Below are 20,854 nucleotides of genomic sequence, written 5' to 3'. Positions count from 1 at the left end.
CCGGCATCGACATCGGACACCGTAACCGTGCCGGACGCATTCGGCGTGCCGGCGATCGCATTCGCGACGCCACCGGCTTCGACCACCGTGCCGGTGGCGGTGCCACCGATGGTGGCGCCGTCGTTGGTACCGACGATCGTGATGGTGAGCGTATCGGTGTCGAAACCGCCCTTGCCGTCAGCGACTTGATAGGTCACCACGACATCTTGCGTTTGGCCCGCTGCCAGATGGTCGTAAGCCGGGTTGGCAGGGTTGAAGCTGTAGCTGCCGTCGGTGTTGAACGTAAGCCCCGCCGGCGCTGGCGAGATCAGCGAATAGCTCAGCGCGTCGCCTTCGGCATCGGTGGCGACGACGTTGCCGTTGAACAGGGCGCCGCCCTCGGTCACGTTCTCATGCGCGGGCATGGCGACCGGCGCGGTGTTCGCACCGGAAATCGCGATATCGAGCGTGGCATTGCTCGTCGCGCTACCGTCGGAGAGCGTGTAATTGAATACGTCATGCAGCGGCGCGTCGGTCGGCTTCAGCGCGATCACAGCGGCGTTGCTGGCGTCCTGAACGTAGGTGTAGCTGCCGTCCGCGTGAATCGTGAGCGTGCCGTAGTTGCCCACCACCACCGTGGTGCCACTTACCGGCGTGGCGCCCACGGCAGACACGATCAGGCTTGCGTGCGCCGTGTCGATGTCGCTGTCGTTGGTCAGCACGTTGCCGGACGCTGCAGTCGTATCCGTTTTGGTCAGACCATTGAAGTCGACAGCGGCAACGGGACCATCGTTGGTGCCGGTGATCGCTACGGTCACCGTGCTGCTGGTGCCATCGGCACTCTTCACGGTGAACACTTCGCTCGGCAGCGACTGGCCTTCGCCCAGCGCTTGCACTGCCGGGTCGGCATTGTTCAGCGTGTAAGTCCAGTTGCCGGCGGCGTCGATCGAGAACGAGCCATGCGCACCGGCCACTGCTGTCTGCGGCTGGAACACCGCTTGGCCGGCGTCGACGTCGGAGACCAGCAACTGGCCGCTGGTCGTGAGCGTTACATCTTCCTTCACCGCCCCGGTATCTGCGCCGAGTACGGACGGGGTGATCTGCGCGCCGTCGTTGGTGCCGGTGATTGCAACTGTGACTGTGCTGGCGGTGCCGTCGGCGCTCTTCACCGTGAATACTTCATTGGGTAACGACTGACCTTCGCCCAAGGCCTGCACCACCGGATCGGCGTTGTTAAGCGTGTAGACCCAGTTGCCCGCGGCGTCGATCGAGAACGTGCCGTGCGCACCGGCGACCGCCGTTTGCGGTTGGAACACCGCCTGACCGGCATCTACATCGGTGACGACGAGTTGGCCGCTCGCGGTCAGCGTTACGTCTTCCTTCACGGCGCCCGCGTCGGCTCCCGGCGTCGCGGGGGTGATGACTGCGCCATCGTTGGCGCCGTTGATCGTGACGCTGATGACCTGCGAAGCGGTGCCATCGGCCGACTTCACCGTGATCGAATCGGTCAGCGACTGGCCTGCGCCGAGCGACTGGATTGCGGACTGCGCGTTGTTCGCAGCGTAGGTCCAGGCACCGGTCGTGGTGTTGAAAGTGAAGGTGCCGTAGGTGCCGGCCAGCGTCGCGGGGGTCGCAAAGACCGCTTGGCCTGCGTCAACGTCGATCACTGCCAGGTTGCCCGACGCTGTGAGGTTGCCGCCGGTCACGGCGACATCCTCGGTCATCGTGCCCGTGGCCGTGCCGGTGATCGCAGCGGTGTCGTTGGCGCCGGTCACCGTCACATCGATTGCCTTGGTGGCGGTGCCGTCGAGGCTCGTGACGGTCAGCGTGTCATGCACGATCTGGCCGTTGGTCAGCGCTTGCGTCGCGGCCTTGGTGTTGTCGAGTGCGTAAGTCCAGGCGCCGGTCGCGGCGTTGAAGGTGAAGGTGCCGTAGGTGCCGTTGAGCGCCGCGGGAGCAACTGCCTGGAAGCCCGCTTCGCCGTTGTCCGCATCGGCGGCCAGCAGCGTGCCGGACGCGTTGGGCGTGCCCGGGATGGCGTTCGCAATGCCGCCGGCCTCTTGCACGGCGCCAACCCCCGGCCCCTGGATGCTGGCAATGTCGTTGGTGCCGAGCACGTTGATCGTGATACTGGTGCTCGATCCGTCGGACAGCGCAACCGTGAAGGTCTCCGTCTTGCTGTCCGTTGCATTCAGCGCTTGCACCGCGCTATCGGCGTTGCGCAGCGTGTACGTCCAGGTACCGTCAGCGGCAACCACCAGGTCACCGTATGCGCCTGCCGCGGTCTCCGGCACAAAGGTGGCGACCCCCGAGGTGGTGAGCGTGCCCGTGCTGGTTAGCGTGGTGTCTTCCCGTACGGTACCGTTGCCCGATGCGGTCGTTTCGTCCTGGCCGTGCACCGTGATCACGATGCTGTGCGGCGTGCCATCCAGGCTCTTCACAACGATCGTCTCGGTCACCGTGTCAGTGCCCTTGAGCGACTGCACATTGGCCGCTGCGTTGTTGAGCGAGTAGCTCCAGTTGCCGGCGGCGTCAATCGTGAGCGAGCCATAGGCGCCGGCCTGAGTGCTGGCCTGGAAGCCTGCCTCGCCGGTGTCGACATCGCTGACCAGCAGCTTGCCGGACGCCAGCAGCACCGCGTCTTCGGTGACACTGCCCGTGTCGCCGCCCGGAACCGACGGCGTGATCTGGGCGCCATCATTGGTACCGGTGATCGTCACGGTCACCGTGCTGGTGGTGCCGTCGGCACTCTTAACGGTGAACACTTCGCTTGGCAGCGACTGGCCTTCGCCCAGCGCTTGCACTGCCGGGTCGGCGTTGTTGAGCGCGTAAGTCCAGTTGCCGGCGGCGTCGATCGAGAACGAGCCATGCGCACCCGCGACGGCCGTCTGCGGCTGGAACACGGCTTGGCCTGCGTCCACGTCGGTGACGACGAGTTGGCCGCTGGCGGTCAGTGTCACGTCTTCCTTCACCGCGCCGGCATCAGCACCCGGCGTCGCGGGGGTGATCACAGCACCGTCGTTGGTGCCGGTGATGGCCACAGTCACCGTGCTGGTGGTGCCGTCGGCACTCTTGACCGTGAACACTTCGCTCGGCAGCGACTGGCCTTCGCCCAGCGCTTGTACCGCCGGGTCAGCGTTGTTCAGCGTGTAAGTCCAGTTGCCGGCGGCGTCGATCGAGAACGAGCCATGCGCACCGGCAACCGCTGTCTGCGACTGGAACACAGCCTGGCCGGCGTCGACGTCGGAGACCAGCAACTGGCCGCCGGTCGTCAGCGTGACGTCTTCCTTCACCGCACCGGCGTCAGCACCCGGCGTCGCGGGGGTGATCACCGCTCCGTCGTTCGTGCCGGTGATGGCTACAGTCACCGTGCTGGTGGTGCCATCGGCACTCTTCACCGTGAAGACTTCGCTCGGCAGCGACTGGCCTTCGCCCAGCGCCTGCACCGCCGGGTCGGCGTTGTTCAGCGTGTAAGTCCAGTTGCCTGCAGTGTCGATCGAGAACGAGCCATGCGCACCCGCGACGGCCGTCTGAGGTTGGAACACCGCCTGGCCTGCGTCGACGTCGGAGACCAGCAACTGGCCGCCGGTCGTCAGCGTGACGTCTTCCTTCACCGCGCCGGCGTCAGCACCCGGCGTCGCGGGGGTGATCACGGCAATATCGTTGGTGCCAAGTACGTTGATGCTGACGGTAGTCGTGGAGCCGTCAGAGAGCTTGACGACGAAGGTCTCGCTCTTGCCGTCGCCAGCGTTGAGTGCCTGAACGGCGGTGTCGCCGTTGCGCAGCGTGTAGGTCCAAGCGCCATCGGTGCCGACTGCGAGGTTGCCATAGGCGCCGGTCTGCGTGCCGGCAACGTAGGTGGATACGCCGGTTGCGACCAGGGTGCCGCTGCTGGTCAGCGTGGTGTCTTCCTGCACGGTGCCACGACCGGTGGTGCTGGTTTCATCTTGCCCATGCACCGTGACGACGATGTTGTGTGGTGTGCCGTCGGCACTGCGCACGACGATGGTGTCGGTGACCGCATCGCTGCTCTTGAGCGCCTGCACGGTGGCCGATGCGTTGTCGAGGGTGTACGTCCAGTTGCCGTTCGCGTCGATCGTGAGCTGGCCATAGCTGCCAGTCTGTGTGCCCGCCTGGAACACGGCCTCGCCGGTATCCGGATCGACAACGTTGAGCTTGCCGGTGGCGAGCAGCACTGCGTCCTCGGTCACGTTGCCCTGGTCGCCGCCGAGTGTGGCGGGGGTGATGACCGCAACGTCACCGACGGGGGTGACGCCGATATCCACCGTGGCAATGGCCGTGCCGCCCTTGCCGTCCGATACGGTCACGGTGAAGCTGTCCGGCCCGTTGAAGTCTTTCGCCGGCGTGTAGGTCCAGGTGCCGTCCGTGTTAACGGTGACGCTGCCGTGAGCCGGGTCGCTCGCCTTCGCGAAGCTCAGGCTGTCGCCATCAACGTCCGTGGCCTTCACCTGTCCGCTGATCGGCGTGTCCTCGGGGGTGCTGAGCGTGTAGTGGCCGGTTGCCGGGTCGATGTTGGCATCGCTGACCGGCGTGCCGGCGGGCCCATCGGTGGTGCCGGGAACCGGCGCGTCGTTGACCGGCGTGACACCGACGCTGACGGTGGCCGTTGTGGTGCCGCCCTTGCCGTCCGACACGGTGACCGTGAACGAGTCCGGCCCGTTGTAATCCTTCGTCGGGGTGTAGACCCAGGTGCCGTCGGTGTTAACGGTGACGCTGCCGTGCGCGGGGTCCGAGCCCTTGGCGTAGCTCAGCGTGTCGCCGTCGACATCCGACCCCGGCGTGCGGCCTGCAACAGGGGTGTCTTCCAGTGTTGTGACCGCGACGTTGGTTGCGGTCGGTGCGTCATTCACCGGCGTCACGTTAACGGTGATGGTGCCGTCGGTGGTGGCGCCGCGGCCGTCGCTGACGGTGTAGATGATTGTTGCCGGCCCGTTGTAGTTGGGCGGCGGGGTATAGGTGAGGGTGCCGTCGGTGTTGACGGTGACAGTGCCGACGCTAGCCGTGGGCGTGCCAACCAGCGTTACCGGGTCGCCGTTGGGGTCGCTCAGCACGCCGTCGAGCCGGATGCCGGTGCTGGTGTCTTCAGGCAGGGTCACCGACAGTGGGGCTGCTTCCGGCGCCGCGTTGGCGTCGGTGGTGATGGCTGAAAGCGTCTGCCGCTCGACCGTGTCTGTCGCGATCGGGCCGCTCGTCTGGAAGCTCAGCGGGTCCACACCTTCGCTGATGCGCAGCAGGCGCACGAAACCGTGCCCGTCGCCACCACTACCACCACCGAGGCCTGCCGCCGTCGGGTCCAGTTCGGCAAGCGGGTCGGCGCCCGCGTTAAGCGATGCGATCACGCGTTCGAGTTCGGCGTCGGGCGGCGTCAGGGCGGCGTCCTGCGCCGGCACTGCGTCCTGCGTCAGCAAGCCCGCGTCCGCCAGCACCTCGCGCCCGCCGCCCAGGGTCACCGGGTCGCCATGTGGGCCACGCAGTTCGATCACCGCGCCGTTGTCGGTCACGACCACCTGACCCTCGGCGATGCGATCGCCAAGGTGGATCGGGCGCAGGCTGCCGTCCGCTTCGCGTACCCAGGCCTTGCCTTCGAGGCGGGCAACGGTACCTTCAGCGCGGTTGGTGGTGGTGGCCATGAAATGTCTCCCGGACGGACTGATTCAGATTGCCCTCGAAACTACGCCGCCCGGCGGGGCGGCGCATCGTACTCAAGGACAGGGAGACAGGGCCTGCTTGTGAAACGGTGTTACACGGCGCGCTTATTTGATGCCGTGCACACGCAGCGCGAGCTGCAGGCGGTCGGCCACGCCCATTTTTTCGAACACCGCGCTGAGGTGGGATTTGACAGTCCGCTCGGTGATCTCGAGCGCAGCGGCGATGTCTGCGTTCGATTCGCCGAGTGCGGCACGCTGTGCGACTTCCTGTTCGCGCTCGGTGAGCCCGGCGGCCCAGCCGGGTGCGGCGGGGGCCTTGCTGGCGTGGTCCACCGCGCGCAACAGGCGGTTGAGGATCGCGCGGCCTACCCACAGTTCGCCAGACTCCACAACATCCACTACCTGGGTCAGTTGCTCCAGCGACGCGAAAGCATGGCAGTAGCCGCTGCAACCGGCTTCGATTGCGGCGAGGCCCTCGCTATCGTTCGGCCTGCTGCTCGCGAAGACCATGCGCAAACTGGCCGCCAGGCGCGGCCAGCGCGGGTCGCCCAGCGGCGGCAGATCGGGCAGTTCGGCGTCGATCAGTGCCAGGCGTGCGCCAGCGGGCAGGGCATCAAAGCGATTGGCGCGCACGATCGGCCAGCGCTCGCCGAGCGCATGCCAGCGCCGGGCAAGGTGGTCGTCGTGGGTGGCGAGAACCAGCAGCGGATGCGTCATCGTTCAGTCATCGCCGCCGCCTTGGCGCGGATCACGGGTTTGAGCAGGTAGGTCAGGATCGACTTCTTGCCGGTCAGGATATCGACTTCCGCGACCATGCCCGGAATGATCGGCAGCTTCTTCGGCCCGATCGTGCTGGTCGTCGTGCGCACGCGCACTTCGTAGAAAGCGTTGCCTTTTTCGTCCACCACGGTGTCGGCGCCGATCTGTTCGAGCGTGCCTTCGAGCCCGCCGTAGATCGAGAAATCGTAGGCGGTGAACTTCACCTGCGCCTTCTGGCCCGGGCGCAGGAAGGCGATGTCCTTGGGCAGTACGCGCGCTTCCAGCAGCAGCGCATCGTCGCTCGGCACGATCGCGACCACTTCCTTGCCTGGCTGCACCACGCCGCCGACGGTGTGCACGAAGATCTGTTTCACGGTGCCGCGCATCGGTGCGCGCACTTCAGATTGCTTCACGCGGTCGGCGAGCGCCACGCTGCCTTCGGACAAAGTGCCAAGCTTTGCGCTGACGTCGGAAAGATCCGAGCGCGCCTGGTTCTTCATCTGCAGCTCGACTTCCTGGATCTTGCGCTGGGCTTCGCCGATCGCCGCCTGGATGCGTGGGATCTGCGCATTCGCCGCATCGCGCTCGCCACGGTAGCGTGCCACGTCGCGTTCCAGGCGCAGCAGTTCGACGTCGGACACGGCGCCGGTCTTGGTCAGCGGGCGGGTGACTTCCAGCTCGCGGGCGGTGAGGTCGTAGCTTTGCGAGGCCTGCTCGCGGCGCGCGCGCACTTCGTTGAGTTCCTGAGTGCGTTGGGTGAGCTGCTGGCGTGCGATGCCGACGGTGGCTTCCACTTCAAGCCGCTTTGATTCGAAGGCGGCACGCTCCTGCTCAACCACGTCCGGCACCTCTTTCAGTGCCTCGGGCGGTGGCTCGTATGCGCGCCCCTCCGCAATCGCTTCAAGGCGCGCTGCCTTGGCCAGCAGTGACAAGTACTGCGAGCGGTTTTCACGCAGCGAAGAGACGAAGCGGGTGGGGTCGATCTTCAGCAGCAACTGACCCTTCTCGACGGTTTGTCCCTCGCGCACCAGGATCTGCTGCACGATGCCGCCGTCGAGGCTCTGGATCAGCTGGTTCTGCGAGAACGGGATCACCTTGCCGTCACCCCGCGTGACTTCGTCGATTTGCGCAAACGCGGCCCAGATGATCAGTACCACCACTGCGGCGAGCGAAATCCAGACAGCGAGGCGCGCGCCGCGCGGCGTTTGCTCGGCGATTGCCCAGTCAGCATCGGCGAGGAAGTCTGCGTCGTCGTGCAGATCGCGCTTGCTCGCGAACAGCAGCAAGCGATCGAGCGCCCCGGTTGTCTTGCGGAAGGACCACTGGCCGGCGCGTTGGAGCAGGGCGGGGATGCGGAGCTTCATCAGTGCGCCCTCCCGATGCGGCCCTGCTGCAGGGCTTCCACGACTTGCGCCTTGGGGCCGTCAGCGACGATCTGGCCGTTGTCGATGACGATCAGGCGGTCCACCAGTTCCAGCAGTGCGGTGCGGTGCGTGACCAGCAGCAGCGTCTTGGCGTGCGCGAACTCGCGCAGCTTCTTCTTGAGCCGGTCTTCGCTCTGGTGATCCATGTTGCTGGAGGGTTCGTCGAGCAGCAGCATCGGCGGATCGTTCAGCAAGGCGCGCGCGATCGCGACCGCCTGCCGCTGCCCGCCCGATAGCGATTCGCCGCGCTCGCCAATCGGCATGTCGAAGCCACGCGGATGCGCATTGGCAAACTCGGTGACGCCGGCGATGTCCGCAGCCGCAAGGATCGCCGCATCGTCGGCGAAGGGCGCGCCCAGCGCGATGTTCTGGCGCAGGCTGCCGTAGAACAGCGTGGCGTCTTGCGGCACGAAGCCCACCGCGCGGCGCAATTCGGCCGGATCGATCTGGCGCGCGTCGATGCCATCGACCAGCACTGCGCCATCGGTTGGTTGATAGAGCCCGAGGATCAGTTTCTCCAGCGTCGTCTTGCCGGAGCCGACGCGCCCGATCACGCCGACCTTCTCGCCGGCAGTGATGCGGAACGAAGCCCGCCGCAGCGCGTACTGCTCGCGGCCCGGATACTGGAAGCTCACGTCGCGGAATTCGATTTCGCCGCGGAACTGGGCTCGGTGCAGGAAAGGTGCGTCGTCGGGGCGTTCGATCGGCAGCGTCATCTGCTGTTCGATGCCAGTCAGTGCGGTGCGTGCGTTGTGATACTGCAGCAACAGCCCGACCACTTGACCCAGCGGTGCCAGCATCCGGCCAGTCAGCATGCTTGCGGCGATGATGCCGCCCATCGAGAGCTTGGCATCAAGCAGCAGATACACGCCGGTGATGATCACCACCACCGACACCGCCTGCTGCACCGTCTGCGAGAAGTTGACGATCAGCGAAGAGAGCAGCTTGGAGCGCGTGCCGACCTGGGCGAGGAACAGCGTGGTCCGTTCCCAGCGGCGCTGGATCCAGCCCTCGGCGCCAGCGGTCTTGATCGACTCGATGCCGACCAGGCTCTCGACCAGTGTGGCGTTGCGCTGCGCGCTGGCGCGATAGCTCGTCTCGGTCAGTTCGTGCATCTTGTCCTGCACCACGAAGGCGAGGAACAGCACGATCACCGCACCGGCGAATGCGGGCAGCAGCAGCCAGGGCGACAGCCAGGCCACGACGAAGGCAAATACAAACACGAAGGGCAGGTCGACCAGCGTGGTGACGGTGGCCGAGGCGATGAAGTCGCGCACGCTCTCGAACGCCCGCAGGTTTGACGCAAACGAACCGACGGATTCCGGGCGCGACTCCATCCGCATGCCCAGCACGCGTTCGAGGATCTTCGACGACAGCGACACGTCGATCCGCTTCGCGGCGGTGTCGATGATGTAGGCGCGCAGCGTTCGCAGCGCGAGGTCGAAGCCGAGTACGAGTACCGCGCCCACCGCGAGGACCCAGAGGGTTTCCTCGGCACGGTTGGGTACGACGCGGTCGTACACGTTCATCGAGAACAGCGGCATCGCCAATGCGAAGATGTTCACCAGCACCGAGGCCAACACCGCGTCCCGGTACAGCCGCCAGTTGGAAAACACCGCACCCCAGAACCAGTGCCGCGCGCGCACCTTGCCGACTTCGGGCACACGCGCTTCGAAGCGGAAGCGGGGGCGCACATAGCAGACCACGCCGGCATGCAGGGCTGCGAGTTCGTCCTGGCTGAGCGCGACGGCGGTCTCGCCGGCCTCGGGGAAGCGCACCCGCGCATCGCCTTGCTCGCCCAGTTCAAGCAGCAGGCAGGCGCGGCCGTCGTTGAGCAGCAGGATCACCGGCAGCAGCGCCGGGCGAACGGCCGACAGCGCCTGGCGCACCAGGCGGGCGGAAAGGCCTGCCCGCGCGGCGGCACGCGGCAACAGTGAGGGTGTCAGCCGGTTGTTCACCAGCGGTAGGCCGGCGGCCAGCGCTTCGTGGGTCCAGGGGCTGCCGTGGATACGGGTGAGGGCGGCGAGGCAGTCGAGCAGCGGATCGTCATGCACGCCGTGCTCGTTGACCTCCCAGGGTTTGGTGTTCGGCTGGGTGTCGCTCATTCAGAATTCCGGTCCTGTCGCTGGGCGCGCGGGGTCAGATCACGTCCTGGTCGCCAAGCAGATCGAGCGCGCCGACGAGGCGCCGCCGCAGACCCTTGCGGGCCGAGAGTTTACGCTGTGCGCCGTGCGGCAGATCGGTCACCCGCAGGACGCCCTTGTCGATCAGCGCGTCGATCAGGTCTTCCAGCACGCGGATGAAGTCTGCATCCAGCGCAGCGAAGCTCTCGCCGGGGTCGCGACCGATGAATGCCAGCAGATCCGGGTGGTCGTTGGACAGCTCTTCCTGCGCATCCGCTTCCTGATCCCGCAGGATCGCGACAATCTCTCCTTGCGGATTTCGGCGGACGAAGGGCATGTTAGCTCCCGGCCTATGAGCGGCCTAGTAAAGTTTTGTCACCTGAAACGCCGGAACGCGCTCCTGACGAGGGATTTCGGCGGGTATTCAAGAAACTTGAGCGGGCAGGAGAAAGCATGGCGACGCGACGCAACGAGTATGTGGATTGGCTCTGCGAACGCCTCGCACCGTTCGGGGCGATTCGCGCGCGGCGGATGTTCGGCGCCTACGGGCTCTACAGCGGTGAGCTGTTCTTCGCGATCGTCAGTGATGATGTGTTCTACGTGAAGGCGGACTCACTGAGCGTGCCCGATTTCGAACGCGAGGGTTTGAGCCCATTCACCTATGCGATGAAGGATGGCAGCCCGCAATCCCTGCGCTACTACCCCTTGCCGGAAGCCGCGATGGATGACGACGTGGAGTTTCTGCGCTGGGCACGCAAGGGCATCGAGGCTGCGCTGCGCTCGCCGCGCAAGACGAATCCGCCTGAAGGGTGAGGGTGGTGAGAGGGCGATGGCCGCGGGCTCGGGCGTGTGCCGGCTTCGTGGCATCATCGCGGCTCGTTTCATGAGAGCCTCACGATGCATCCGAGCCCCGAAAACACCCCGTACGACATGCTAGGCGGCGACGCCGCGGTGCGCGCCCTGGTCGATCGTTTCTACGACCTGATGGACCTGGAGCCCGAGTTTGCTGAGCTGCGCGCCTTGCATCCGGCGCATCTGGATGAGTCGCGCGACAAGTTGTACTGGTTTCTGTCGGGCTGGCTGGGCGGGCCGGACATGTTCGTCGAGCGCAAGGGCCACCCGATGCTGCGCGCCCGTCACATGCCTTTCCCGATCGGGGTCAAGGAGCGCGACCAGTGGCTCGCCTGCATGCACAAGGCGATGGATGCGCAGCCCATGTCAGCCGCGCTGCGGCAGCATCTCGAGGGCTCGCTGTTCAAAACCGCCGACTGGATGCGAAACCAGCCGGGCTGAGCCGCGCCGAGGCGGCGGCTGGGCCAACTCGCAAGGGCCGGTCAGCCGTGCCGACGGCCCCCCGCAAGTGGGTTCAAATGTAGAAGTTCGGCCGCTTGTAGACCGGCTTGTCGAACTTGCCGGCCTCGGCGTCCTTGAACGCCTTCCAGGTCGGGTAGGCTGCTGCAACGGTCAGCAGGGCGAGAATCGTGAACATGGCAAGCTCCTCGCGCTCCAAGGTCGGGGGAGACTGAATCGGAGCGCAGAAATCACTGTCAGATTAAGGGCTTGCAGTGGCAGCGTGCTTGCGATGGCTCAAGCTTTGTCGCGCCCGCGACAAAGCAAAAAGCCCGGCCGAGGCCGGGCTTTCGTCGCGAGCGGTTTGTCGCTTACGACTGCGGCCGCAGCTCTGCGGGGATCGGGAAGTTCACGTTCTCGGTCACGCCTTCCAGCGTGCGCACGCTGGCGCCGCTGAGCGCCTTGACCCGTTCGATCACTTCGTTGACCAGCACCTCGGGCGCAGAAGCCCCAGCGGTGACGCCAATCCGCCGCTTGCCTTCCAGCGTGGCCGGGTCGATGCCCGCCGCGTTGTCGACCAGGTAGGCGGGCACGCCGCGCAGCGCTGCAACCTCGCGCAGGCGGTTGGAGTTTGAGCTGTTCTTCGAGCCGACCACGAACACCACATCCACCTGCGGCGTCATGAACTTCACCGCATCCTGGCGGTTTTGCGTGGCGTAGCAGATGTCGTCCTTCTTCGGGCCGACGATCGCCGGGAAGCGGGCGCGCAGTGCATCCACCACCGTCTGCGCGTCGTCCACCGACAGCGTCGTTTGCGTCACGTAGGCGAGCAGGTTTTCGTCTTTGACCTGCAGCGCAGCGACGTCTTCGACGGTCTCGACGAGGTACATGCCGCCCTCGCTCTGGCCCATCGTGCCTTCGACTTCCGGGTGGCCCTTGTGGCCGATCATGATGATCTCGCGGCCCTGATCGCGCATTCGCTGGACCTCGATGTGCACCTTCGTCACCAGCGGACAGGTTGCGTCGAAGACCTTCAGGCCACGGGCCTCGGCCTCGGCACGGACTGCCTGTGACACGCCGTGCGCGGAGAAGATCACCGTGTTGCCAGCCGGCACATCGGCGAGGTCTTCGATGAACACCGCACCCTTGTTGCGCAGGTCATCCACGACGAACTTGTTGTGCACCACTTCGTGCCGTACGTAGATCGGCGCGCCGTACAGCGCGATCGCGCGTTCGACGATGGTGATGGCGCGTTCCACGCCGGCGCAGAAGCCGCGGGGGTTGGCGAGGAGGACTTCCATGTTCGGTCTCTGTATGGGGCTGGTTCTGTTCTTTTTGGAAGTGCGGATGTCAGCTGACGCCGACCACCTGCACATCGAAACGCACGGCTCGGCCGGCGAGCGGGTGGTTGAAATCGATCACCACGCTCTCGTCGTCCAGTTCCAGCACCTGGCCGGAGAAGGCATTGCCGTCCGGCGCGGTGAAGGTCAGCACCGCCTGCGCTTCGAGTTCCACGTCGGCGGGAAGTTCGCTGCGCGGGATTCGCTCGACGAGCTCTTCGTGGCGCGGCCCGAAGGCTTCGCCGGCGGCCAGATCGAAGCTGCGCTCGGCGCCGACCGACAGCCCGATCAGGCAGTCCTCGATCTTGCGGCCGAGTTCGCCGCGGCCGATCTGCAGCGTGGCTGGCGTCGATTCGAAGGTCGAGATCATCACGGTGCCGTCCGGCAGCGCGAAACGGAAGTGCAGCGTGACGAGGCTTTCGTTGCCGATCAGGTTCATGACTTGGTGTCCGCGGCCGGCTGGCGGCCCGCAAAGAGTTGGGCTGCAATCATCAACACGGCGCCGACGGAGATCGCCGAGTCCGCCACGTTGAACGCTGGCCAGCCGTAACGGCCGACATGGAAATACAGGAAGTCGACCACCGCACCGTAGGCGATGCGGTCGATCACGTTGCCCAGCGCGCCACCGATGATCAGCGCGAAGGCCAGCGGCTGCAGGCGCTCGCTGGCGTGGCGCTTCAACAGCACCAGCAGCCAGGTCGAGATCACGATCGCCAGCGTGACGAAGAACCACTTCTGCCAGCCCGGTTGGTTGGCGAGGAAGCTGAACGCCGCGCCCGGGTTGTACACCAGTACCAGCTGGAAGAAGTCGGTGTAGGGGATCGCCTCGCCGAGCTTCAGGTTGCGCAGCACCGCGAGCTTGGTGATCTGGTCGAGCACGATCACCAGGCCCGAGAGGCTGAGCCAAGCCAGGAAACGCTTAGGCATGCGTACGCACCTCGCCGTCGCCATGCAGGTTGCTGTCGCAGCGGCCGCACAGCGTGGGGTGTTCGGCGTTCACGCCGACGTCCGCGCGCCAGTGCCAGCAGCGCTCGCACTTCTGTTGCGCGGTCGGCGTGACGACGATCGCCTCGTCGGCTTCGCCCGCCACCTTCACCAGGGTCGCGGCCGAGGTGATCAGCACGAACTTGAGGTCGTCGCCGAGTGAGGCCAGCGCATCGAACTTGTCGCTGCCTGCGCGGATCTCGACTTCGGCTTGCAGCGAGGCACCGATCTTGCCTTCGGTGCGCACCGCTTCAACCGCCTTGGAGACTTCGCCACGCACTGCGCGGATCGTCTCCCAACGGGCGATCAGCCCGGCTTCGCCTTCCTGCGCTGGCAGGGCGTGGAAGGTGTGCAGCATCACCGATTCGTCCGGGTTGTTGCCGTTGAGCACCGCCCAGATTTCCTCTGCCGTGAAGGAGAGGATAGGCGCCATCAGCTTCACCACCGTCTGCACGATGTGCCACAGCGCCGTCTGCGCGGCGCGGCGTGCCACGGAATCCGGCGCGGTGGTGTAGAGGCGGTCCTTGAGGATGTCGAGGTAGAAGGCGCCGAGGTCTTCCGAGCAGAAGATCTGCAGCGCCTGCACCACGCGGTGGAATTCGAACTTCGCGTAGTCGGCCTCGGCCTGCGTCGCGAGCTTGCGGGTGAAGGCCAGCGCGTAGCGGTCGATATCGAGCCACTGCTCAACCGGCACGGCGTTTGTCGTGATGTCGAAGTCGGCGGTGTTCGCGAGCAAGAAACGCAGCGTGTTGCGGATGCGGCGGTAGGTTTCGACGACGCGGTCGAGGATCTCTTTCGACACCGCGAGTTCGCCCGAGTAGTCGGTGGCCGCGACCCACAGGCGCAGGATTTCCGCGCCCATCTTGTCGCTGATTTCCTGCGGCAGGATCACGTTGCCGAGCGACTTGCTCATCTTGCGACCCTGCTGGTCCACGGTGAAACCGTGCGTCAGCAGCGCCTTGTAGGGCGCGTGGCCGTCGATCGCGGCGCCGGTCAGCAGCGAGGAGTGGAACCAGCCGCGGTGCTGGTCCGAACCTTCGAGGTACAGGTCGGCGCGCGGGCCGCTGGTGTGGCCATCGTTGTGCGAGCCCCGCAGCACATGCCAGTGCGTGGTGCCGGAGTCGAACCACACGTCCAGCGTGTCACTGATCTTCGTGTACTGCTCGGCTTCGGCACCCAGCAGTTCGGCGGCGTCGAGCTTGGACCAGGCTTCGATGCCGGAGACCTCAACGCGCTTGGCGACTTCTTCCATCAGCTCGACGGTGCGCGGGTGCAGCTCACCGGTTTCCTTGTGCAGGAAGAAGGGGATCGGCACGCCCCAGGTGCGCTGGCGCGAGATGCACCAGTCCGGGCGGTTGGCGATCATCGCGTGCAGGCGCGGCTTGCCCCAGGCGGGGTAGAAGGCGGTCGCCTCGACCGCGCCCAGCGCCTTGTCGCGCAGGCTCTTTCCATCCTTCGGCAATTTATCCATGCCGACGAACCACTGCGCGGTGGCGCGGTAGATCACCGGCGTCTTGTGGCGCCAGCAGTGCATGTAGCTGTGGCTCACGGTGCCGTGCGAGAGCAGGGCGCCGACTTCGGTGAGCTTCTCGACGATGACCGGGTTGGCCTTCCAGATCATCTGGCCACCGAAGAAGGGCAGGTCTTCAACGTAGACGCCGTTGCCCTTGACGATGGAGATGATCTCGTCGTTGCGGCGGCCGTAGGCGAGCCAGGAATTGAAGTCGTCCACGCCGTGCGCGGGCGCCGAGTGCACCACGCCGGTACCGGCATCCAGCCCCACGTAGTCGGCCAGATACACCGGCGAGACGCGGTCGAAGAAGGGGTGGCGGAACTCGATGCGATCGAGCGCCTGGCCCTTGGTGGTCGCGAGCACTGCGCCTTCGAGGCCGTAGCGCTTGAGCGAATCCTCGACCAAGTCCTTGGCCAGCACCAGCAGCTTCTCGCCGGTGTCGACCAGCGCGTACTCGAACTCCGGGTGCATGTTGAGCGCCTGGTTGGCGGGGATCGTCCAGGGCGTGGTGGTCCAGATCACCGCGTAGGCGGTCTTGGACAGCGCAGCGAGGCCGAAGGCGGCGGCGAGCTTGCCGGCGTCGGCATCCGACACCGCGAAGGCCACGTCGATCGTCGGCGACTTCTTGTCGGCGTATTCGACTTCCGCTTCAGCCAGTGCCGAGCCGCAGTCGAAGCACCAGTTCACCGGCTTGAGGCCCTTGAAGACATAGCCTTGCTTGACCATCTCGGCCAGCGCGCGGATCTCACCCGCTTCGTTGGCGAAGGCCATCGTCAGGTAAGGGTTGTCCCAGTCGCCCAGCACGCCGAGGCGGATGAATTCCTTCTTCTGGATCTCGACCTGTTCGGCGGCGTAGGCGCGGCACAGCTCGCGCACCTTGTCGGCAGGCAGGTTCTTGCCATGCGTGACTTCGATTTTGTGTTCGATCGGCAGGCCGTGGCAGTCCCAGCCTGGCACATAGGGGGCGTCGAAACCGGCCAGGGTCTTCGAGCGGACGATGATGTCCTTGAGGATCTTGTTCAGCGCGTGGCCCAGGTGCAGGTTGCCGTTCGCGTAGGGCGGGCCGTCGTGCAGGATGAACTTCGGGCGGCCGGCGCTGGTCTTGCGGATCTTCTGGTACAGCTGGCCCTTCTGCCAGCCCGCCACCCAACCTGGCTCGCGCTTGGGCAGGTCACCGCGCATCGGGAAGGCGGTGTCGGGCAGGTTCATCGTTTTCCGGTAATCAGCCATGGCTTGCTATCTCTTCAATCTTTGCGTGAATGCAGGGGATTCGGTTCAGGGCGGGCGCCGCGGGGTACTCACGCAGGGCTGCCGCCGACAAGGCGGGGCGCCGACGACCGCTCAGGTCGCCGGCACCGGAATTCGATGCTGTGCGAGCACTTCCTTCGCGATCTCGCAGTCGCGGTTGATCGCCGCGGTCAGCTCTTCCAGCGAGCCGTACTTTTCCTCGTCGCGCTGCTTGTGCAGGAAGTGCACCTGCAAGTGCTTGCCGTACAGATCGCCGTTGAATCCGAACAGGAAGACCTCCAGCCGCGCTGCGCCGTTCTTGGTGATCGTCGGCCGATTGCCAAGGCTCGCCACGCCCGGCCATGGCCCGTCGCCGATGCCATCCACCGTCACCGTGTAGATGCCATGCAGCGCCGCGCGGTTGCGCTTGATCTGGATGTTCGCGGTCGGGAAGCCGATCGTGCGGCCGATCTTGTCACCATGCATTACCCGGCCGCTCATCGTGTAGGGCCGGCCGATCAGGCGCTCGGCGCGTTCAATGTCGCCGGAGACCAGCGCATCGCGCACCGCCGAACTCGACACCCGTTCGCCGTCGAAATCCAGCGTCGGCATCGATTCGACGCGGAAGCCCCAGGTTTCGCCGGCTTGCTGCAGCGAAGCGAAATCGCCGCCACGGCCGCGGCCGAAGCGGAAATCGTCGCCAATCAACAGATGCCGCACGCCGAGACCGCGCACCAGCACGTTCTCGACGAAGGCCTCGGCATCGAGCGAAGCAAGCGCTTTGTTGAAGCGCAGCACATAGACGCGATCGACACCGCATTCGGCCATGTATTCGAGCTTCTCGCGCAGGCGAGACAGACGCGGCGGGGCGGATTCAGGGGCGAAGAACTCGCGCGGGTGCGGTTCGAAGGTCAGCACCGTGGCCGGCAGCGCGCGCTCGCGCGCTTCGCGCACGAGCAATTGCAGCAGGGCCTGATGGCCGCGGTGCACGCCGTCGAAGTTGCCGATCGTGAGCACCGAACCGTGTTCAGCGCGATCGGGTAGGCCGCGGAAGACCAGCATAAGCGTCTGACAAAAAACGTGAATTATAGCCTGCGGCGGTGCCGCATTGGGCGGCCGGGCCTGGGGGCGGGCGAACTGAGCGCGGTGTGGAGGCGGCTGCTGTTCGGCGGCCGGTCAGATGCCGCGAAGATAGAGCGCCTCAACGCGCTCGCGCGCCCACTGGGTGCGGCGCAGGAACTTCAGGCTGGATTTGATGCTGGGTTCGTGCTGGAAGCAGCGTACCGGGATCAGCAGCCCGAGCTCTTCCCATCCATATCGCTCGACGAGCTGCGTGAGAATCGTCTCGAGTGTCAGGCCATGCAGTGGGTTGTTGGGCTGGGTGCTTGGCATCGGAGCGGTGTGGGGGCGTAGCCGCTGCAGTGTAACGGGGCGCGGCGTGAAAAGGTCACATTCCCGCTGCGCATCGCGTCATCGTTTGGCGAAGAGGGGTGGGGCACAGTGTCATCACGTTGAACGCGTCGCGAGACGCCCCGAAAAAGCCCCCCAAGGAGACCGCCATGAACACGAACATGAACCGCCTGGACGACGTGATGAACGCGCTGCTCGTTGTGGTATTCGCCTGCCTGGCGATGCTGACGGCGATCGGCGTGAGCGATGGCAAGAGTTTTGGCCGCAGTGACGTGCAGATCAGCGTTGCGACCGCTGAGGCTCTCTCGGGGCGTCCGGTTGAAGTCCAGCAGGTTCCGCGCATCACGGTGGTCGCAAAGCGGCCGGTTGCCGTGGTCGCGTCGGCTTACTGAGCCGAGCGGGCGTTACCGCAAGAAGGCCGACGGCGATTCAGCCGCCGGCCTTTTCCTTCCGTCAGGGCTTATTCGCCCAGCACGACTTCCACTTGATGGGTGCGACCATCGCCAGCGGGCCTGATCGCTTGCGTCGGATCGATGTCCTTGCCGTCCACTCGCACTGCCTTGATGCCTTTGCTGACGTGCTGCGGGTTGCTGACGGTGATCTCAAAGGTGTCGCCGCGGAAGCGCCGCGTCACCTTGAAGCCGGGCCAGTCCTTCGGGATGCAGGGGTCGATGCGCAGGCCGGCGTAGTCCGGTTTGATGCCGAGCAGGCCTTGGCTGACGACGACGAAGGTCCAGGCCGCGGTGCCGGTGAGCCAGTTGTTCTTGGCTTCGCCGAAGCAGGGGGCATCCTTGCCGGCGATCATCTGGGCGTAGACGTAGGGCTCGCCGCGGTAGGTGTCGATCTGACCCTGCTTGGCCGAGGGGCAGATCGAGAGGTAGTACTCCAGCGCGCGGTCGCCTTCGCCGAGCTGGCACCAGGCGAGGTGAATCCAGGTGTTGTTGTGGCTGAAGATGCCGGCGTTTTCTTTCACGCCTGGCGGGTAGGACGTCACCTCGCCGAGCGCCTTGTCGTAGGTGGAGTAGGCCGGTTGTTGCAGCACCACGCCGTTCTTCGTGTAGAGGTGTTGGTGCACCGATTCCATCGCTTGCCGCGCACGGCCATTGTTGGCGCCGGCACCGCCGAGCACGCACCAGCCCTGGCTCTCGATGAAGATCTTGCCTTCGGTGTTGGTGTGCGAGCCGACTACCGAACCATCGGCCGCGTAGGCGCGCGCGTACCAGGCGCCGTCCCAGGTCACGCGTTCCACCGTATCCAGCATCTCGGCGTAGTGGCCGCGCATCCGTGCGGCGTCAGCGTTGCGATCCAGATGCTCATAGAGCACGGCCATTTCGCGCGCGGCGTAGAGGAAGAGGCCGGCGATCATCACCGACTCGGCCTTCGAATCGCGCACGTCGCCGGCGGTCTGGAAGGACTCGTTCGGCTCGGTCGAGAAGCAGTTGAGGTTGAGACAGTCGTTCCAGTCCGCGTGGCCGATCAGCGGCAGGCCGTTGGGGCCGCGCTTCTTCATCGTGTAGGCGATGGAGGTTTCGATGTGATCGAGCAGCGTATCGGTGATAACGTTTTCATAAGCCTTGTCGGCGTAAGCGCACGGCGCCTGCAGGATCGAGGTATCGCCCGATTCCTTGATGTACGCACAGGTTGAGAGCACCAGCCACAGGTGGTCGTCGTAGAAATCGCCGCCGATGTCGGCGTTGCCCTTCTTCGTCAGCGGCTGGTACTGGTGGTAGCAGGTGCCGTCCGAGAGTTGCGTCGCAGCGATGTCGAGAATGCGTTCGCGTGCGCGACTCGGGATCATGTGCACGAAGCCGAGCAGATCCTGGTTCGAATCGCGGAAGCCCATGCCGCGGCCGATGCCGGTTTCGTACATCGAGGCGGAGCGACTCATGTTGAAGGTCGCCATGCACTGGTACTGATTCCAGGTGTTGGCCATGCGCTGGGCGTGCTCGTTCGGGCAGTCGACCTGGAAGTTGCCGAGCAGCGCATCCCAGTAGGCCTTCAGGTTTGCCAGCGCGGCATCCACCGCACCGGGCGCCGAGTACTTCTCGACGATCGCGCGGCCGACCGACTTGTTCATCACGAAGGGCGCGTCGAACTTCGGCGCGTCGCCCTGTTCGACATAGGCGAGTACGAAGGCGAAGGATTCTTCGGCGCCGGGCGCGAGATCCAGGTCGATCTGGTGCGAGCCGATCGGGTTCCAGCCGAAGGCGACCGAGTTGGTGGCCTGGCCGGCGAAGGGTACTTTTGCCTCGTGCAGCCCTTCGTGGATGCCGACGAAGGCGTCGCGCGAGGTGTCGAAACCGGCGATCGGCCGCGTGCAGGCGAACAGCGTGTAGTGGTTGCGGCGCTCGCGGAACTCGGTCTTGTGATAGATCGCCGAACCCTCCACCTCGACCTCGCCGATCGAGTAGGTGCGTTGGTAGTTGGTCATGTCGTTGAGCGCTTCGAAGAAGCAGAACTCTTGGTAGGAGAACAACTTCGGCGTCTTGCGCTGCGCCGACTTGTTGCGCACCGTTACCTTCCACACTTCAAGGTTTTCGCCCGGCGGTACGAAGAACAGGGTTTCCACTTCCAGCCCGTCGCGTTCGCCAACGATGCGCGTGTAGCCCAGGCCGTGGCGGCATTCGTATTTCACGCCCTTGGCCTTGACCGGTTTCCAGCCCGGGTTCCAGACCTCGCCGCCGTCATTCACATAGAAGTAGCGGCCGCCGAGGTCGTAAGGCACGTTGTTGTAGCGGTAGCGGGTCAGGCGCCGCAGCTTGGCGTCCTTCCAGAAGCTGTAGCCGCCGGCCGTGTTGGTGCACAGGCCGAAGAACTCGTCCTGCCCGAGGTAGTTGAGCCAGGGCAGGGGCGTGTCGGGGCGGGTGATGACGTATTCGCGGGTGGCGTCGTCGAAATGACCGTACTTGAAGGTGCTCGCGCTATTCATGGTGTGGGTGGGTCCAGTTGGGGCTCTGTGCGAAGCATCTTCAGCGACTTGCTTGGCTGAAACTGCGTCGTTGCCGGCCTGCTTTCATGTCAGCCGTCATGATATGAAAACGTTTGCAAAAATGAAAGCCCTCTGAGAGCATGGATTTGTTTCTGATTGCGCATGGACGAAGTATGGGTCGGCTCAATAGGCGCTGCTGCGTATGGT

Annotated in this window: 16 protein-coding genes; 3 read left to right on the top strand and 13 right to left on the bottom strand. The window is 65.3% G+C overall.

What is annotated here, in order from left to right; translation table 11 throughout:
* From HH302_RS21895 to HH302_RS21875, 5 genes are all read right to left on the bottom strand, one after another.
* Positions 1 to 5,630 (bottom strand): retention module-containing protein (locus tag HH302_RS21895; RefSeq protein ID WP_172205241.1); only part of this gene is annotated, 5,630 nt, incomplete at its 3' end.
* A 123-nt stretch (positions 5,631 to 5,753) separates the two neighbouring features.
* Positions 5,754 to 6,365: a response regulator transcription factor gene (locus tag HH302_RS21890; protein WP_172205238.1), complete on the bottom strand. Its 612-nt coding sequence runs from the start codon at positions 6,363 to 6,365 to the stop codon at positions 5,754 to 5,756.
* Positions 6,362 to 7,771, bottom strand: coding sequence for an HlyD family type I secretion periplasmic adaptor subunit (locus tag HH302_RS21885; protein WP_172205234.1), 1,410 nt, complete (start codon positions 7,769 to 7,771; stop codon positions 6,362 to 6,364). The genes HH302_RS21890 and HH302_RS21885 overlap by 4 nt, the downstream gene beginning before the upstream one ends.
* Positions 7,771 to 9,936, bottom strand: a complete 2,166-nt coding sequence (locus HH302_RS21880) for a type I secretion system permease/ATPase (protein ID WP_172205230.1) — start codon at positions 9,934 to 9,936, stop codon at positions 7,771 to 7,773. Before HH302_RS21880 ends, HH302_RS21885 begins: the two co-directional genes overlap by 1 nt.
* Before the next feature lie 34 nt (positions 9,937 to 9,970).
* The gene (locus HH302_RS21875; RefSeq protein ID WP_172205227.1) at positions 9,971 to 10,291 is read right to left on the bottom strand and encodes a hypothetical protein; all 321 of its coding nucleotides are present in this window, start codon (positions 10,289 to 10,291) and stop codon (positions 9,971 to 9,973) included.
* A gap of 116 nt (positions 10,292 to 10,407) precedes the next feature.
* Here HH302_RS21875 and HH302_RS21870 point away from each other — a divergent pair, with 116 nt between their 5' ends.
* Positions 10,408 to 10,767, top strand: a complete 360-nt coding sequence (locus HH302_RS21870; protein WP_172205224.1) for a TfoX/Sxy family protein — start codon at positions 10,408 to 10,410, stop codon at positions 10,765 to 10,767.
* A gap of 84 nt (positions 10,768 to 10,851) precedes the next feature.
* Complete coding sequence (locus tag HH302_RS21865; protein ID WP_172205220.1) at positions 10,852 to 11,247, top strand: group II truncated hemoglobin; 396 nt, start codon at positions 10,852 to 10,854, stop codon at positions 11,245 to 11,247.
* Between the two features lie 73 nt (positions 11,248 to 11,320).
* On the opposite strand, the gene HH302_RS22640 is transcribed toward HH302_RS21865, so the two are convergent.
* From HH302_RS22640 to HH302_RS21835, 7 genes are all read right to left on the bottom strand, one after another.
* Positions 11,321 to 11,443, bottom strand: coding sequence for a hypothetical protein (locus HH302_RS22640; protein WP_256378377.1), 123 nt, complete (start codon positions 11,441 to 11,443; stop codon positions 11,321 to 11,323).
* A 172-nt stretch (positions 11,444 to 11,615) separates the two neighbouring features.
* Positions 11,616 to 12,545 (bottom strand): 4-hydroxy-3-methylbut-2-enyl diphosphate reductase, encoded by a 930-nt coding sequence (gene ispH, locus HH302_RS21860; protein ID WP_172205217.1) that lies wholly within the window; start codon positions 12,543 to 12,545, stop codon positions 11,616 to 11,618.
* Positions 12,546 to 12,594: 49 nt separating this feature from the next.
* On the bottom strand, positions 12,595 to 13,023 hold the full coding sequence (locus tag HH302_RS21855) for a peptidylprolyl isomerase (RefSeq protein WP_172205215.1): 429 nt from the start codon (positions 13,021 to 13,023) through the stop codon (positions 12,595 to 12,597).
* Positions 13,020 to 13,511 carry a signal peptidase II gene (gene lspA / locus HH302_RS21850; RefSeq protein ID WP_172205212.1) on the bottom strand — a complete coding sequence of 164 codons (492 nt, stop codon included), beginning with the start codon at positions 13,509 to 13,511 and terminating at the stop codon, positions 13,020 to 13,022. Before lspA ends, HH302_RS21855 begins: the two co-directional genes overlap by 4 nt.
* Positions 13,504 to 16,311, bottom strand: coding sequence for an isoleucine--tRNA ligase (gene ileS / locus HH302_RS21845; protein WP_172205209.1), 2,808 nt, complete (start codon positions 16,309 to 16,311; stop codon positions 13,504 to 13,506). The genes lspA and ileS overlap by 8 nt, the downstream gene beginning before the upstream one ends.
* A gap of 111 nt (positions 16,312 to 16,422) precedes the next feature.
* Complete coding sequence (locus tag HH302_RS21840; RefSeq protein WP_172205206.1) at positions 16,423 to 17,370, bottom strand: bifunctional riboflavin kinase/FAD synthetase; 948 nt, start codon at positions 17,368 to 17,370, stop codon at positions 16,423 to 16,425.
* 114 nt (positions 17,371 to 17,484) lie between these two features.
* Complete coding sequence (locus HH302_RS21835; RefSeq protein WP_172205203.1) at positions 17,485 to 17,700, bottom strand: VF530 family DNA-binding protein; 216 nt, start codon at positions 17,698 to 17,700, stop codon at positions 17,485 to 17,487.
* Between the two features lie 167 nt (positions 17,701 to 17,867).
* Between HH302_RS21835 and HH302_RS21830 the strand changes: the two genes are divergently transcribed.
* Positions 17,868 to 18,110: a hypothetical protein gene (locus HH302_RS21830; RefSeq protein WP_172205200.1), complete on the top strand. Its 243-nt coding sequence runs from the start codon at positions 17,868 to 17,870 to the stop codon at positions 18,108 to 18,110.
* Between the two features lie 68 nt (positions 18,111 to 18,178).
* Here HH302_RS21830 and HH302_RS21825 read toward each other — a convergent pair whose 3' ends face one another.
* Positions 18,179 to 20,647, bottom strand: coding sequence for a GH36-type glycosyl hydrolase domain-containing protein (locus tag HH302_RS21825; protein ID WP_172205197.1), 2,469 nt, complete (start codon positions 20,645 to 20,647; stop codon positions 18,179 to 18,181).
* Between the last annotated feature and the right edge of the window lie 207 nt (positions 20,648 to 20,854).

Source organism: Niveibacterium sp. COAC-50 (genome assembly GCF_013184235.1).
Taxonomy (GTDB): domain Bacteria; phylum Pseudomonadota; class Gammaproteobacteria; order Burkholderiales; family Rhodocyclaceae; genus Niveibacterium; species Niveibacterium microcysteis.
The sequence above is the reverse complement of the archived record's forward strand: the minus strand, read 5'-3'. Positions and strand labels throughout refer to the sequence as shown.

What these genes read in the sequence shown, in the direction of transcription:
- HH302_RS21890 (WP_172205238.1), bottom strand. Translation starts at nt 6,365, where the DNA reads ATGACGCATCCGCTGCTGGTTCTCGCCACCCACGACGACCACCTTGCC.
- ispH (WP_172205217.1), bottom strand. Translation starts at nt 12,545, where the DNA reads ATGGAAGTCCTCCTCGCCAACCCCCGCGGCTTCTGCGCCGGCGTGGAA.
- ileS (WP_172205209.1), bottom strand. Translation starts at nt 16,311, where the DNA reads ATGGCTGATTACCGGAAAACGATGAACCTGCCCGACACCGCCTTCCCG.
- HH302_RS21840 (WP_172205206.1), bottom strand. Translation starts at nt 17,370, where the DNA reads ATGCTGGTCTTCCGCGGCCTACCCGATCGCGCTGAACACGGTTCGGTG.
- HH302_RS21885 (WP_172205234.1), bottom strand. Translation starts at nt 7,771, where the DNA reads ATGAAGCTCCGCATCCCCGCCCTGCTCCAACGCGCCGGCCAGTGGTCC.
- HH302_RS21875 (WP_172205227.1), bottom strand. Translation starts at nt 10,291, where the DNA reads ATGCCCTTCGTCCGCCGAAATCCGCAAGGAGAGATTGTCGCGATCCTG.
- HH302_RS21855 (WP_172205215.1), bottom strand. Translation starts at nt 13,023, where the DNA reads ATGAACCTGATCGGCAACGAAAGCCTCGTCACGCTGCACTTCCGTTTC.
- HH302_RS22640 (WP_256378377.1), bottom strand. Translation starts at nt 11,443, where the DNA reads ATGTTCACGATTCTCGCCCTGCTGACCGTTGCAGCAGCCTACCCGACC.
- HH302_RS21865 (WP_172205220.1), top strand. Translation starts at nt 10,852, where the DNA reads ATGCATCCGAGCCCCGAAAACACCCCGTACGACATGCTAGGCGGCGAC.
- HH302_RS21880 (WP_172205230.1), bottom strand. Translation starts at nt 9,936, where the DNA reads ATGAGCGACACCCAGCCGAACACCAAACCCTGGGAGGTCAACGAGCAC.
- HH302_RS21835 (WP_172205203.1), bottom strand. Translation starts at nt 17,700, where the DNA reads ATGCCAAGCACCCAGCCCAACAACCCACTGCATGGCCTGACACTCGAG.
- lspA (WP_172205212.1), bottom strand. Translation starts at nt 13,511, where the DNA reads ATGCCTAAGCGTTTCCTGGCTTGGCTCAGCCTCTCGGGCCTGGTGATC.
- HH302_RS21825 (WP_172205197.1), bottom strand. Translation starts at nt 20,647, where the DNA reads ATGAATAGCGCGAGCACCTTCAAGTACGGTCATTTCGACGACGCCACC.
- HH302_RS21830 (WP_172205200.1), top strand. Translation starts at nt 17,868, where the DNA reads ATGAACACGAACATGAACCGCCTGGACGACGTGATGAACGCGCTGCTC.
- HH302_RS21870 (WP_172205224.1), top strand. Translation starts at nt 10,408, where the DNA reads ATGGCGACGCGACGCAACGAGTATGTGGATTGGCTCTGCGAACGCCTC.